Origin of the sequence: Sphingobium sp. SA916 (assembly GCF_002894065.1) — a bacterium.
In the GTDB taxonomy this organism is placed as follows: domain Bacteria; phylum Pseudomonadota; class Alphaproteobacteria; order Sphingomonadales; family Sphingomonadaceae; genus Sphingobium; species Sphingobium fuliginis.
Map to the genome: position 1 here is coordinate 79188 of NZ_LXYF01000003.1, position 13044 is coordinate 92231.

At 61.9% G+C, this 13044-nt stretch carries 10 protein-coding genes; 4 read left to right on the top strand and 6 right to left on the bottom strand.

Features of this window, described 5'->3' with window-relative positions; translation table 11 throughout:
• Positions 1-13: 13 nt before the first annotated feature.
• Positions 14-445, bottom strand: coding sequence for a carboxymuconolactone decarboxylase family protein (locus A8G00_RS03140; protein WP_102999962.1), 432 nt, complete (start codon positions 443-445; stop codon positions 14-16).
• Complete coding sequence (locus A8G00_RS03145) at positions 442-1296, bottom strand: SDR family NAD(P)-dependent oxidoreductase (protein WP_102999963.1); 855 nt, start codon at positions 1294-1296, stop codon at positions 442-444. Before A8G00_RS03145 ends, A8G00_RS03140 begins: the two co-directional genes overlap by 4 nt.
• A 219-nt stretch (positions 1297-1515) precedes the next feature.
• Here A8G00_RS03145 and A8G00_RS03150 point away from each other — a divergent pair, with 219 nt between their 5' ends.
• On the top strand, positions 1516-2544 hold the full coding sequence (locus A8G00_RS03150) for a GlxA family transcriptional regulator (protein ID WP_102999964.1): 1029 nt from the start codon (positions 1516-1518) through the stop codon (positions 2542-2544).
• 56 nt (positions 2545-2600) lie between these two features.
• On the opposite strand, the gene A8G00_RS03155 is transcribed toward A8G00_RS03150, so the two are convergent.
• The 3 genes from A8G00_RS03155 to A8G00_RS03170 all read right to left on the bottom strand — a co-directional run bounded on the left by A8G00_RS03155 (position 2601) and on the right by A8G00_RS03170 (position 7998).
• Positions 2601-5174 carry a TonB-dependent receptor gene (locus A8G00_RS03155; RefSeq protein WP_102999965.1) on the bottom strand — a complete coding sequence of 858 codons (2574 nt, stop codon included), beginning with the start codon at positions 5172-5174 and terminating at the stop codon, positions 2601-2603.
• A 509-nt stretch (positions 5175-5683) separates the two neighbouring features.
• Positions 5684-6958, bottom strand: a complete 1275-nt coding sequence (locus A8G00_RS03165; RefSeq protein ID WP_102999967.1) for a hypothetical protein — start codon at positions 6956-6958, stop codon at positions 5684-5686.
• 194 nt (positions 6959-7152) lie between these two features.
• Positions 7153-7998 (bottom strand): sterol desaturase family protein, encoded by an 846-nt coding sequence (locus A8G00_RS03170; protein ID WP_102999968.1) that lies wholly within the window; start codon positions 7996-7998, stop codon positions 7153-7155.
• A gap of 84 nt (positions 7999-8082) precedes the next feature.
• On the opposite strand from A8G00_RS03170, the gene A8G00_RS03175 reads away from it, so the two are divergent.
• Positions 8083-8925 (top strand): LysR family transcriptional regulator, encoded by an 843-nt coding sequence (locus tag A8G00_RS03175; RefSeq protein WP_102999969.1) that lies wholly within the window; start codon positions 8083-8085, stop codon positions 8923-8925.
• Between the two features lie 160 nt (positions 8926-9085).
• Here the strand turns inward: A8G00_RS03175 and A8G00_RS03180 are convergent, their stop codons facing one another.
• Positions 9086-9985, bottom strand: a complete 900-nt coding sequence (locus A8G00_RS03180; protein WP_102999970.1) for a LysR family transcriptional regulator — start codon at positions 9983-9985, stop codon at positions 9086-9088.
• 104 nt (positions 9986-10089) lie between these two features.
• Between A8G00_RS03180 and A8G00_RS03185 the strand changes: the two genes are divergently transcribed.
• On the top strand, positions 10090-12078 hold the full coding sequence (locus tag A8G00_RS03185; protein ID WP_102999971.1) for an FAD-dependent oxidoreductase: 1989 nt from the start codon (positions 10090-10092) through the stop codon (positions 12076-12078).
• Complete coding sequence (locus tag A8G00_RS03190) at positions 12072-13043, top strand: TauD/TfdA family dioxygenase (RefSeq protein WP_102999972.1); 972 nt, start codon at positions 12072-12074, stop codon at positions 13041-13043. Before A8G00_RS03185 ends, A8G00_RS03190 begins: the two co-directional genes overlap by 7 nt.
• Position 13044: the final 1 nt, after the last annotated feature.

Below are 13044 nucleotides of genomic sequence, written 5' to 3' on the forward strand. Positions count from 1 at the left end.
GTCGGTTGCCGCGTCACAGCAGGCCGCGTTCCTCCGACGTCGGCAGATCTTCGGGCGATATGCCGGCCTCGCGCATGGCCATGATCACCGCTGTCTGGGCAGAGGCGATGCAGGGGAAACCGACATAGGGCGTCAGTTGGACCAGCAGCCCTTCCAGTTCCTCCACCGTCAGGCCATTGGCCAGGCCGATCTTGACATGGTTTTTCAGCTCCAGCGATTGACGCGACGCGATCAGCGCGGAGATGACGGCTATGCTCTTTTCCTTGCGGCTGATGCCTTCATGCCGCCAGGCATCGTGAAAGGCCCAGCCTGCCGCCATGCGGGTAATATCCGACCCGAAACGGTCCGATGTCGCGGCTTCGTTGAAGACGCCGCCGAAGCGTTCGCCCATGACGCCAGTGATGAAGGCGACGCCCGATTCCTGTTTTTCATCCAGTTGGCTCATTGATTCGGTCCTTCTGTTCCCGCGTCGGCCGCCAGTTCCGCTTCGGCCAGGAAATGCGCGGCAATGGGGCCGATCCGCGTGACGCCACCGTCCACGGGCAGCAGAACGCCGGTGATGAAGCGCGCATCGTCGCTCGCCAGAAAAGCCACTGCCCTGGCGATGTCCCAGGCATCCCCTTCGATGCCCAGCGGCGCGATGGCCCGGCGCAATGTACGCAGACCTTCGGGCAGAACATGCATGGCATGGGGCGTCATGATATGGCCGGGCGCAACCGTGTTGACGCGGATGCCATCGCGGCCATGCAGGACGGCGATTTCGGCGGCAAGTTGCGCCATCGCCGCCTTCGACGGGCCATAGGCTATCGATCCATGGGCCCGCATCCCTGCGATGGAGGAAATGTTGACGATCGATCCCCCGCCCGCCGCCTTCATGGCCGGTACGGCATGACGGATCATCAGCATCGCGCTTTTGAGGTTGACGTCGATGACCCGCGTCCAGCCGCTCTCGTCCGCCGCGTCCAATGCAACGGGATCGGATATGCCGACATTATTGACCAATATGTCGAGCCGCCCGGTATGCGCGACCGCCTGCTCCACGAAATGGCGGCAGTCGGCATCGACCGTGACATCGCCGGCCAGCGTGAAGGCCTGTCCACCGGCAGCATCGATGCGGCGGCGCGTTTCCTCCGCGCTTTCCCTGTCGCGGTCGACCAGCGCGACATGCGCGCCCTCCCCCGCCAGCAGCATCGCGATGGCGCGGCCGGTGCCGATGCCGTCGCCCTGGGTTCCCGCGCCCGTGACGATGGCCGAACGTCCCTTGAGGCGTGGATAGAATTTAGTGGGTTGCGGCATGGATCAGGCCCGGTCCTGCCCGGGCCCATCACGTGTCGGAAGACATGAAAATGCCGTCTCGGGCGCGCCTGTTGCGCGCCCGGCCATTTGCTCGATCATGCGAAACTCTCCCAATGGCCAAGTCCATGGCCTATTTTCTATGCATGCATCATGCGACTCTCCTGGCACTGGCGTCAGGTGCGGTTTTGACATCATGACGGGGGTAAATTACCATCCTGTATGGCTCGCGATATTGCAGTGATCGGATTTGACGGCGCATGTCTCGCCAGTATCGGCTTGTTCCTGGATCTGTTCGGCCAGATGCGCCTGCGCGTGGCGGATCAGTTTCGAACAAGAGACGACATCGGCATGCACACACGCGCCAAATTGTTGGGACCAAGCCCAAGGCCAATTCAGGTCCTGGGCGGATGGAAGTTGCAAGTGGAAGACGGGCTGGAGGCAAGGCCCCATCTCTATATCCACGTGCCCGACTTCTATTGTCCGGAGGAAGAGACGCCGGAATATCTTGCCAAACTCCATTCCGTAATCGACTGGCTCCGCAGTCAATATGCAGGCGGCGCGCATCTGTCCGCCACCGGGCGGGGAATAGAATTGTTGGCGGAGGCCGGGCTGACGGGCAATGGGCCCGTGCCGGTGACGCGAGGCGCAGCCGCGGAATTCCGCAGGCGTTATCCGCATATCCGCGTCAACACGACGGACCCCATTGCCGAAGTCGACCGGATCATGATGGCCCGCGGGATGACGCACGAAATGAGCCTGCTCACCCGCCTGATCGGCAGGCTGTTGTCACCGACCATGGCAGGGACGCTGGCGGACGCGATGGGCATGGCATCGGACCGGCCCGGCCTGTCGGACGATCCCCTGGTGGCAGCGGCGCAGATGTGGCTTTCCGAACGGGCGTCGCGCGGGCTGCATATCGGCATGCTCGCGACGCATCTTGCGGTGAGCCCGCAGACACTGATCCGCCGGTTCCGCGCGAAGCTGGGCATGACGCCGCGGGACTATCTGCGGCTGGTGCGGATGCGCAGCGCGCAGTCGCAGCTACGCGATACCGATCGCCCGGTTTCGCAGATCGCGACGCTGATCGGCTATAATGATCTCAAATCCTTCCAGCAGGCGTTCCGCCACCATAGCGGGATGAGTGCGAGCCATTATCGCGCCCTCGTCCGGAACGGCGGCGATCCGCTTCCCTCCCCATCCGGCGCGGCGGGCGGCTCCGATTTCGCGATGCCGCTGATATTGTGCTGAAGCTGCGGATAATGCGTGCGAATGGGGGACCGGCAGATGGCCAATCCCCCGATCGATCAGAACTGGACGCGGAATTCGCCGCCCATCGTCCTTGGCGGTTGCAGATAGGTCGCCGCCTGGGGATAGGGCTGCGACGCATTGAGCGCATTGCCCGCAGGGAATAGCTGGCCCAGATCGACATGGTTCAGCAGGTTCTTGACCCAGAAGGCCAGTTCGCCCTTCACCCCGTTGCCAAGCGGGATTTCGGAGATGCCCGTGCGCATATTGATGCGGTTGGTGAAAACGCCGGGATTATAGCGCGGCGAAGGCGAAGCGGCGGTTCCGGTCGAATTGACCACCGTCAGCAGCTTGTAGGGCGCGCAACATGTCATTTTCGAGCTGCGCGTCCAGTCGAAATGGATGTTGAAGACGCCCGGGTCGAGCGGCCGGCTGAAGTCCACGGAAACGGAGCCGGCATGTTTGGCCGCGCCTACGCCCAGCAGTTGGAGGAAGGATGCGCCGGGGTGGGCCGCCATATCGGCGGGCGATACGACCAGGGCGCCGGCACAATTGCCGGCCGGGGCCGCCGCGCACGGACCCGACGACAGGATGCTCGTCCCATTGGGTTTGAACGTGGTCAGTGTCCGCGGATCGATCCCGATCAACCGCTTGTTGCTGTCGACATAGGTATAGTTCGCCGCCAGGCTCAGCCCCGGCACGATCCGGGCGCTCAATTCCACTTCCAGCCCCTTTGCCCTGTAGGGAACGGTGACGTTGAACGTGTCGGAAATGCTGGGGTTCGTTGCCGGGCTGGTCTGAATGGATTGTTGCTGATCCTCGACCTTATATTTGAAGGCCGCGATGTTCAAGGTCACGCGCCTGTCGAACCATTGGGACTTCATGCCGACTTCCCAGGACTTCAAAACTTCGGTGCCATAGGCGGTGAACACCTGCGAACGAACATTGGCGCCGCCATCCCGGAAGCCGGAGGCATAGCGGACATAGGTGTTCATGTCCTCGGTCAGCTTGACCTTGGCCGTGAAGGCGGGATCGACGCGCTTTTCCTTCGCCTCGTTGCGCAACTGCGTCGGCAGGATCACGCCGTTGAAGATGTCGCGCCGGGCCCTCTTGGTGTCGTCGCTGTAACGCAGGCCCGCGGTCAGTTCCAGCCGCTCTTCCAATATGGGTGGCGTCCAGCTTGCCTGACCGTAGGCCGCATAGGCGTTCGTCTTGGAAAATTGGCGGATGAAGCCGCCATTGGGCGCGAAAGGACTGTAATAGGGCGCGCGGCTGGGGCCACCGCCCGGCGTGCAGGGCGCGCCCGCTATGCCCGCCGGACAATTGGTGGAAAAGCCGGAATCACGTTCATCCTGCACATCTTCGTAGAAATAGATGCCGCCGACCGTGACGTTGAAGCTGGACGTCGTGTAGATCGCCTGAAGTTCCTGGCTGAAAACCTTGGAATCCAGATAATTGCTGGCCCATGCCTGCACGGGCGACGTTCCCAATGACGTAACCGCCCCGCCATAGTTGATGGAGCGACGCAATCCGGTGATCGACTTCAGCGTCAGCGCGTCGCTGGCGCCATAGGTCAGGTTCAGCACATGACCGCGATTCTTCGTGATGAAATAGAGCGAGGGAATCGCGAAGGGCGCTCTGTCGGGATATTTGTCGAGATCGAGCGGAAACTGCTGATAGCGTCCTCCATCGGTCGTGAAGATCGTGGCCGGGCCTGTGGGCGGCACGGTGATGCCGCCATTGGGGTTCTCGATCGTACCGATATTGGGAGACACCAGGATTTGCGGAAAGGCCTGATCGTCCTTTGCCCAGACATTGTCATAGGCATAGAAAATGTTGAGATCGCCGAAATCGCGTTCCACCGCGACCCTGCCCCCATAGGTCTTGAGCTGGCGGAAATCCCTGTCATAATCTCCAGTCTTCCAGTGAAAGGATGAATAAGGGCTTGAAACGGGGGTTATGTTTTGCAGGAGAGCGCTCTTGACGTTCCGGAAATACCCACCCCGCTTGCGGTACATGCCCGACAACTGAATACGGAATCCCGCGATTTCCGGCATGTCTAGACGCCCCTTGAGCTCATAGGCATCGAAATTGCCGATGCCGGCGCGGAAGTCTCCTCCCAGCACGCCGCTTGGCCGGCGGGAAACGATCTGCACAACGCCCGCCTCCGCATTGCGGCCGAACAACTGTCCCTGCGGCCCACGCAGCACCTCGATGCGTTCAGGCGTGATAAGGTCGAGCGCGCCGCCCTGGGCTCGCGGAATGTTGATGCCGTCGATATAGAAGGCCACGGCATTGTCCTGCGTGCCCTGGGACGCATCCGATGTCCCATAGCCGCGCATCTGGAGCGCCACCCCGGTCTCGGTGCCGTTGAGCGGATAGGAAGTAAGACCGGCGATCTTGCCCGGCCCCAGATCGTTGAGATTTTCGATACCCCGGCTTCGCAGCGTGTCTCCACTCAGCGCGGTGACGGCAAGCGGCACTTCCTGCAGTCGCTGTTCGCGCCGTGTGGCGGTCACGACGATGTCTGCATCTCCAGCCGTGGCGCGGCCGCCCTGATCCTGCGCGCTGGCAAGAGAGGGCATGGACAGGGCGGACAGGGCCGCACTGGCGAAAAGAAGCTGCTTTTTCATGGACGTCTCTCCCTATGATTTTGTTCTATGAGCGAGCGATGCGAATGCGCCTCCCGAACGGTTCCAAGGATGCACGGGAACTCGGCGCGGGTGATCCGGAGCAGGCGGAATCATGCCGAGACAAAGAAAGCACCTGCCCACATCGCGAACGATGAGGCAGGCGGATCATGTCCGGAAATATGGCCAGGCGCCGCGCAGATCGCATCGTCCCTCCCCTTCGGACAGAACATCCGCCGTTCTCGCGGTCTGGATGCCGGCGGCTTCAACCGCCTGTCCTTGATCTGGCATATCAGCGCCAGAACGGTGCAAGGCTAACTACGGCGCATATTGCATGCAAGTGCGCCTACATAGATCGTATTTGTGATCTCTCCGACCATGGCCTCGGATGGAAAAAGCCGGTTCAAGGCTCGATCGAGTTTTACAGCGGTTGGGCACCAACAAGTGGCGGCTCAAAGCGCATCTTCGATGATCAGGCTGAATCGATCTGTGAAGACCCTGCGACCTTCCGCTCAATCGACCGCGAAGCGCCGGTCATAAGCAGCCTGGCGGCGCGCGATCTGTGCCTGCCTTTGCCGGGGCGTCACCTTCGCAACCGCTGGCGGCAAAGCCTCCTCAAGCCGCGCCAACGCCACTTTCCGGCTTTCGATCGACGGGGCTTCCGCATCGGGATCGGGGAAACCCTGCCAACGGTGCAGGACCAGCACGTCATGCAGCCCGCATGGATTCAGCCAATTATGCACGCCGGGGTCCGCCATGGAGAGGACATAGGTGAAGCGTCCGTCCGCATCCGGCGCCATTTGCGCATTGGTCAGGCTGATCTGCCTGTCGCGATTGGGCAGGCTGCGCAACCACAGGTCATGCAGGACGATGTCGCGATAGGTTGCGCCCGCCGCATTGGCCGTGATGATGACCGCTTCATCCTCGCGCAACGTGAAGTGGCCCAGGCTGCCCTGCTGGGTCACCAGTCCGCCCACAGACCCCGCTCCCTCGGGCGGCGTCATCATCTGTGGGCCGTTGAAGAACAAACGCTGGGCATAATAGGCATAGAATACATCGGACAGGATATTGCGAATGGCTGTAGCGGCCAATTCATCTTCCGTCAGCGGGGGTCGCGTCGGCGGGTCGAGCCTGCGCACTTGCAACGCATCGGGCTGCTGCCGTTCCCAATCCCCCATGGAATCGCGGATGAAGAGATAGAGCGTCCCTGCCGGCATCTGGAGATGATTCCGCCGTTTCCCGGCAGGCATATCATCCAGGGTGAGCCTGTACCGGCCGTCCTCGTCAATCTCCATGTCAAGTTGTTCGAGCGATGCCAGCGTCGCGGACGTGGTGCTGTTGCTGACCAGTTGGAAGGTGACGTAAGTGGACGGTTCGACCTGCCTTTGCCCCGTCAATTCATAGCGTCCGCCAGCCGCGACGGGAATGATGCGATAGGTGTTGTTGGGATTGTCTCCACCCCATTTCGCGCCGGGCACCTTATGTCCGAACCATTGGCCGCCTTCACTATATACACGCAATATGCGGGGATGATTGGCATCCGTATTGGCGGCAACCAGCGTGCATTTGAAACAATAATCGGAAACATGGTCGTCGAACAGCGCCATCTGGTCGGCAGGCATGAGCCTGTCCGTCACGCGCCGCCACATGATCTCCGCACGGGCGCGAGCCGCCCTGACGTCCGGCCGCTCGAACAGCCGCATGGCGAGCCTCTCGAGATCGCGCTGGTCGACATTGGCCAGCGGATTGGCGGCGGACAGAAAATAATCGCCAGTGTCGAGGGGCATCACATCCTTCTCCCATGCAGGCCCGGCTATCACCAACAGGATCGACTATCCTATAGAACGATCGTTCTTATATCTGGCTTGAAGCCGTCAATTTATGAAGATATGATGCACTTGGTAAACTAGTTCCGTCAAGCTCTGGCTTCACCGCGGGGCGCCACCCGAATATCTTCGGACCCAAGGCATCCGGTGGCTGCTCAGGCCACTGCCCCCTCCCCCGCATCTGCCTCTCCGCTTTCCTTCGCCTTGGCGGGCATGCGCACCAGCGGATAGAACACCTCCTCCGCCCAATGGGGCTGCGCACCGGGCACGCCATAGCGCCAGGGCCGCCCCTGCGGAATGTGCAGCGTTCCGAAAATCCAGTCGAGAAAAGCGAAGGTGACTGCATAGTTGCGATAGGATGCGCCGTCCTTGCCATAGCCATGATGGCTATGATGCATGCCCGGGCTGATCAGCAGATGCTCGATCGCGCGAAACAAGGTGCCGAAACGCGGATGTCGCCGGATGGCGTCATCCCAGCGAAAATGGCTGTGGGTGATGAGGTTCCAGCAGAAGATGGTGAGAATGACGAGGCCCACCGCGATCCCCTGCCCCAGATAGACCGCAAAGCCCGTAATCCATGCGGTCGGCACGACGAACGACCAGAACAGATTGATGCGCTGTGTCACCAGCACGTTCATGTACCGCCCCGCATGATGTGTCCGGTGTATCTTCCATAACCAGCGAAGCGCTGGTCGGCGCTGCCCCTCATGCGCCCACCGATGCCCCCAGTAGAAGGCGAATTCCACCAGCAGGAACAGGCTGATATAGGAGGGCAGCAAGGGAAGGTGGGCGAGCGCACCCTTCCCCTGCGGCAGCAGCAGCGCGGCCGCGCCAGCGATCAACAGCCCGGCCAATATTCGCGTGACCAGCGGATTGAGCAGGGCGCATAGGCCGAGCACCAATATATCGTCGCGACGATAAATGCCGCGATGGCGGCCCATGAGAATTTCCGTTGCCAGGACAATCGCCGTCACGGCAAGCACCGGACCATAATAGGACATTGTTTCTCTCCTTGTCCGGCAATTTAGGCTGGCTTCGGGGAGGCTTCCAATTCATTGACAGTATGATTTCGATGAGTTCAGCACATGGACATCCGTAAACTTCGCCATATCATCACATTGAGTCAGGAACGGCACTTCGGCCTGGCCGCAGACCGCCTTGGCGTGACGCAATCGGCTCTAACGCGCAGCATCCAGGCGGCCGAGGCGGAAATCGGCCTGCGCCTGTTCGACCGCGGGCGCGATGGCGTATATCCAACGCGCGCCGGCGAAGCGCTGTTGGCTGACGCGGTGCCGCTGCTCCGGCAGATGGAGAATCTTGAACGCAATATGGCGCTGCTTTCCGACCGGGGGTCGGGGGAAGTATGTTGCGGTTTCGGCCCCCTCGCTGCTGCATTGCTGTTGGAGACCATGCTGTCCCATGTCGCCCGCGATCATGGCGGCCTGAGGGTGCGGACTAAATTGGGCGATGTCGGGGAACTCCAGGCGTTGCTCCAGGAAGGGGAACTGGACTTTGCCGTCCTGGCCCATGTCCTTGTGGAAGACCGGCCTGACCTCAGCTTCAGGCGCATTGGCCGGACGAGGTTGGGCGCGTTGGTGCGGCGCGGCCATCCCCTTGCCGGCCGCACGGTGGGGGAGGAGGACATCGCAGGCTATCCCATCATCGGCGGAACAGGCGGCAGCCCGATCTACGCGCCCACGATCAGTTGCGACAATTTCGAGATTGCGGGCCTGGTTACATTGGCAAGCGACGCTGTCTGGATCACGGCGGAGGCTTTGGCCGACGACCGATACGCGCTTATTCATGGTCTGCCGGTCGCGCAGCCGCTGGAGTTGGTGGTGGCATCCCTCGCTCGACGTACATTATCGGTCCAGGCGCTGTTGCTGATCGATCTGATCGTCGCGGCCCTGCGACACCGATCGGCCTAGAGCCAATCGACATTCAGAAGATGACGAGCCGAGCCGAAGGCCACCGAAGGTAAAATGGCGGTTTTCCGTGACCCGGAGCGCAGCCTACTCAAAGCAGGTGAGCACCGGCAGCACGGAAGAGCGTCATTTGCAGGCCGTCAGGGCTGAATGTCGATTGGCTCTAGGCGGAACTGCCCCAGTCGACCCGGCTTTGCAGGAATTCCGCCACGGCGCGGACGGCCTGACGCTTCATGCGATCCTGGGGAATGAAGAGCTGGACGTCGACGCTTTCCCGGTTCCACTCCGTCAATACCGGCTTCAGCAGACCCGATGTCAGTTCCGGAGCGACCAGCATTTCCAGCGTCTGGGCTATGCCGACTCCGGCGACCGCTGCGGCGGCTATGGCGTCGCCATGATTGAAGGTGGCGACGCTGGCTGGGCGTAGCGACCGCCGCTCCTTTCCGCGAACGAATCGCCATTGACCAACCGGCCGATCGACCGTGGCGTAAAGCACGCAATCATGATCGTGAAGATCGTCAGGCGTCACCGGTTCGCCGCGACGCGCCAGATAGTCGGGCGAAGCCACCTGCACGAAACGGGTACGGCCCAGATTGACGACTTCCCCCTTCCCTTCTGCCGGTACGCCGACGCGGATGAGCAGGTCGAACGCTTCGGGCCGGAACATCATGCTTCGGTCCCCGACGCTAAGGTCAAGGACGATGCGAGGATGAAGGGCGCGCAGCTGCGACAGGGCCGGCACGACGAAGCGCAGGCCGATAGCGCCCGGCGCGTCCAGCGCGACGCGGCCACTAGGGCCCATGTCGCTCATCCGCATCCGGCTTTCGGCCTGTTCCACCGCTTCCAGAATGGATCGCGCTTCTTCCAGAAACAAATGGCCCTGAGGGGTGAGGGCGAAGCGGCGTGTCGTCCGGTGGATCAACTGCGCGCCCAGCCGGTCTTCCAGCCGGGCCAGATGGGTGGAAACCATGGTCGGGGAAAGAGCCAGCCGCTCCGCGGCACGGACGAAGCTGCCCGAATCCACGATCGCCACGAACACTTCCAAACCCGTCAGCCGATCCATGATTATCTCTCATCATTGCATAATACGTCTCGAACTGTGGTGATTATCCGCTCGGATAGCAATGCTAGAAAGGAGGCGACTTCAATAATAAGCTGAGAGGAAGCATGGCCTATCCGCGCCTGTTCGACCCGTTCCGGATCGGCAATCTGACGCTCAAGAATCGCATCGCCATGGCCCCGATGGAAACGCATCTGGGCGAACCCGACGGCGGCGTGAACGAAGCGATCATCGCCTATTACCGCGAGAGGGCGCAGGGCGGCGCCGGCCTTATCATCACGGAATTCACCTGCGTCGACGCGGAAACCGGCTTCAGTTCCAACGTGCCGCAATTGCGGTTGGACAATGACCGGTTCAAGGCCGGTCACGCGCGACTGGTCGCCGCCATTCACGCGGCCGGAGCGAAGGCGGTCATCCAGATTTCGCACGCGGGGCGACAGACCAAGGAAAGCGTGATCGGCCGCCAGCCGGTCTCATCCAGCGCGATTCCTCTTAACAGCATCTATATGAACGCCGTGCCCCGACCGCTGGAGGATGAGGAAATCCACCACATCATCGAGCGTTATGCGAATACGGCGCGGCTCGCCATGCTCGCGGGCTATGACGGCGTGATGCTGCATGGCGCCCATGGCTATCTGATCCAGCAGTTCCTTTCCCCGCTGATGAACCATCGTGAAGATGAATGGGGCGGCGATTTCGAACGCCGGCTGCGCTTTCCCACCGAAGTCATCAAGGCGGTGAAGGCGCAGATCGGGAACAAGCCGCTGATGTACCGGATGTCCGTGGTGGACGGCGTTGAAGGCGGCATCACCATCGAGGACAGCGAGAAGATTGCGCCGCGTCTTTGCGAAGCCGGTGTGGATGCCGTCGACATCAGCTGGGGCTTTCTGGAAAGCGCCCATCTCATCCTGGAGCCGATGTCGGTCGAGGAAGGGGATCGCCTGCCCTATGCCCGCCGCATCCGGGAAGCGACCGGCAAGCCGGTAATCACCGCAGGCGTGATGCGCTGGCCCGACAAATGCGAGCAGGCAGTGATCAATGGCGACACCGACATCGTGTCGCTGGGTCGCGCGCTGCTGGCCGATCCGATGTGGCCGATCAAGGCGCAGCGCGGATTGGTCGACGACATCCGGCCATGCACCTCCTGCAACTGGTGCATTCGCGAACTGGCGCAAAGTCGGTCGGTCGCCTGCGCGGAAAACCCCCGTTGCGGCAAGGAGACGGAAGCGGAACTGGAGCGCTTCGCCAATGGCCTGAAGGCGGCGGTGATCGGCGCGGGTCCGGGCGGCATGGCCGCGGCCCTGCTTCTTGATCAGGTCGGCTTTGCCGTCACCCTGTATGAAAAGCGCCAGCGTCTGGGCGGCAATCTTATCACCTCGGCCGTTCCTCCCGGAAAGGACAAGCTGTTCTGGTATCATAAATTCCTGCTGAACCGGGTCGAACGCAGCACCATCACCGTGCGCGTCGGGACGCAGGCGACGCGGGAGGTGATTGAAGAGGACCAGCCAGACGTCCTGATCCTCGCCAATGGTTCGCGGCTGGCGCCGCTTGACCTTGCGAGCTGGGGCAATTTGCCGACCGCGCCGGCCTATGAAGTGCTGATGGGCGAAACGGATGTCCCGCCATCGACCCCTGAACGGCCGATCGTCATCTATGGCGGAGGTGAAACGGGAACGGAGACAGCGGAGTATCTGGCGCAGGACGGACATCATGTGCTGCTTGTCACCCGTTCCGACGCCAAGTTCCTCGCCCGCAACGCCGAAGTGCTTTACCGTGGCGCTCTGTTGCAGCGGCTGCATGGCAATGCGGCCATCCGCATCCTCGACAACACGACGCTGCATGCCGTCGATGGCGAGCATGTCACGCTCTCCGGCGATGGCGCACTGACGGATCAGCCGGCGGCGGCCCTGCTGCTGGCCCATGGCCTGGTGCCCGACAGCGAATTGCCGGACGCTCTCACCGGTCTCGACATTCCGATGATCCGCATCGGTGACGCCGCGCAGGTTGCGCGGATCGGTGAAGCGGTGCGCGACGCCTATCGCGCGGTGCAGGATCTGCGCCGCCTCATCCTGCAACCGGAGCCGATCGCATGCTGAACATCGCCACCACCATCGAACGCCGCACGCTCGACGCGCCTTTCGGACTGGAAATCGTCGGCGCGGACCTGACACGCGATCTGGACAGCGCGACCCGGAAGGCAATCCATGATGCATGGATCGACGCGGGAATCCTGCTCTTCCGCGACGTCCGCAACGACGACATGGCGCAGATGCGCCTCAGCACCATCTTCGGGGAAATGGAACCCGCCGCCACGGCCGATCTGAACGATCCCGTCAATCAGTTCATGATGACGCTGGCCTATGATCCGCAAGACCCCTCGGGCCGCCCCAACCCCTTCTATCGCGTGGATGGCATCGATCGCGCAGGCTGGCTGGGCTGGCATTGGGATCAGAGCTTCATGCCCACAATCGTGCGCGGCGCCGTGCTGCGCATGACGGAACCGGCCCGCACCATGGGGGAAACCGGCTTCATCGACGCGATCCAGGCCTATGACCGGCTGCCGCCGGACATGCAGAAACGCATCGAGGGGCTGGAGGTCGTTTACGAATTCAACCCCGATTTCTGTTCCGGTCAATTCGGCTTCCCCACCGACATAGAACGCCTTGACGTCGGCGCGACGGTCAAGCCGGGATCGCATTACAATTTCCCGCCTGTCGTCCATCCGCTGGTGATCACCCAGATGGGAACGGGCCGGAAGGTGCTGAAACTCTCGCCCATGCATGCCCGCTATGTGCTGGGCATGGAAAAGGCGGAAAGCGATGTGCTGCTGACAGAGCTGGCGGCGCATCTGGGTGATCCAGCCCATGCCTATTTCCACAAATGGCAGGAAAACGACATGGTCGTCTGGGACAATTGGCGGATCGTGCATTCCGCCAATGGCGTTCCGCTCGACTGCAAGCGCAGCGCCCGCCGCACGACCATTGCCGGCGACTATAAGGTCGGGCGCTATCTCGACCCAACACTCGATCGGGACCGCGAAGTGAAGCGGCTGGTGGACTGAA

What these genes read in the sequence shown, in the direction of transcription:
- A8G00_RS03140 (WP_102999962.1), bottom strand. Translation starts at nt 445, where the DNA reads ATGAGCCAACTGGATGAAAAACAGGAATCGGGCGTCGCCTTCATCACT.
- A8G00_RS03145 (WP_102999963.1), bottom strand. Translation starts at nt 1,296, where the DNA reads ATGCCGCAACCCACTAAATTCTATCCACGCCTCAAGGGACGTTCGGCC.
- A8G00_RS03150 (WP_102999964.1), top strand. Translation starts at nt 1,516, where the DNA reads ATGGCTCGCGATATTGCAGTGATCGGATTTGACGGCGCATGTCTCGCC.
- A8G00_RS03155 (WP_102999965.1), bottom strand. Translation starts at nt 5,174, where the DNA reads ATGAAAAAGCAGCTTCTTTTCGCCAGTGCGGCCCTGTCCGCCCTGTCC.
- A8G00_RS03165 (WP_102999967.1), bottom strand. Translation starts at nt 6,958, where the DNA reads ATGCCCCTCGACACTGGCGATTATTTTCTGTCCGCCGCCAATCCGCTG.
- A8G00_RS03170 (WP_102999968.1), bottom strand. Translation starts at nt 7,998, where the DNA reads ATGTCCTATTATGGTCCGGTGCTTGCCGTGACGGCGATTGTCCTGGCA.
- A8G00_RS03175 (WP_102999969.1), top strand. Translation starts at nt 8,083, where the DNA reads ATGGACATCCGTAAACTTCGCCATATCATCACATTGAGTCAGGAACGG.
- A8G00_RS03180 (WP_102999970.1), bottom strand. Translation starts at nt 9,985, where the DNA reads ATGGATCGGCTGACGGGTTTGGAAGTGTTCGTGGCGATCGTGGATTCG.
- A8G00_RS03185 (WP_102999971.1), top strand. Translation starts at nt 10,090, where the DNA reads ATGGCCTATCCGCGCCTGTTCGACCCGTTCCGGATCGGCAATCTGACG.
- A8G00_RS03190 (WP_102999972.1), top strand. Translation starts at nt 12,072, where the DNA reads ATGCTGAACATCGCCACCACCATCGAACGCCGCACGCTCGACGCGCCT.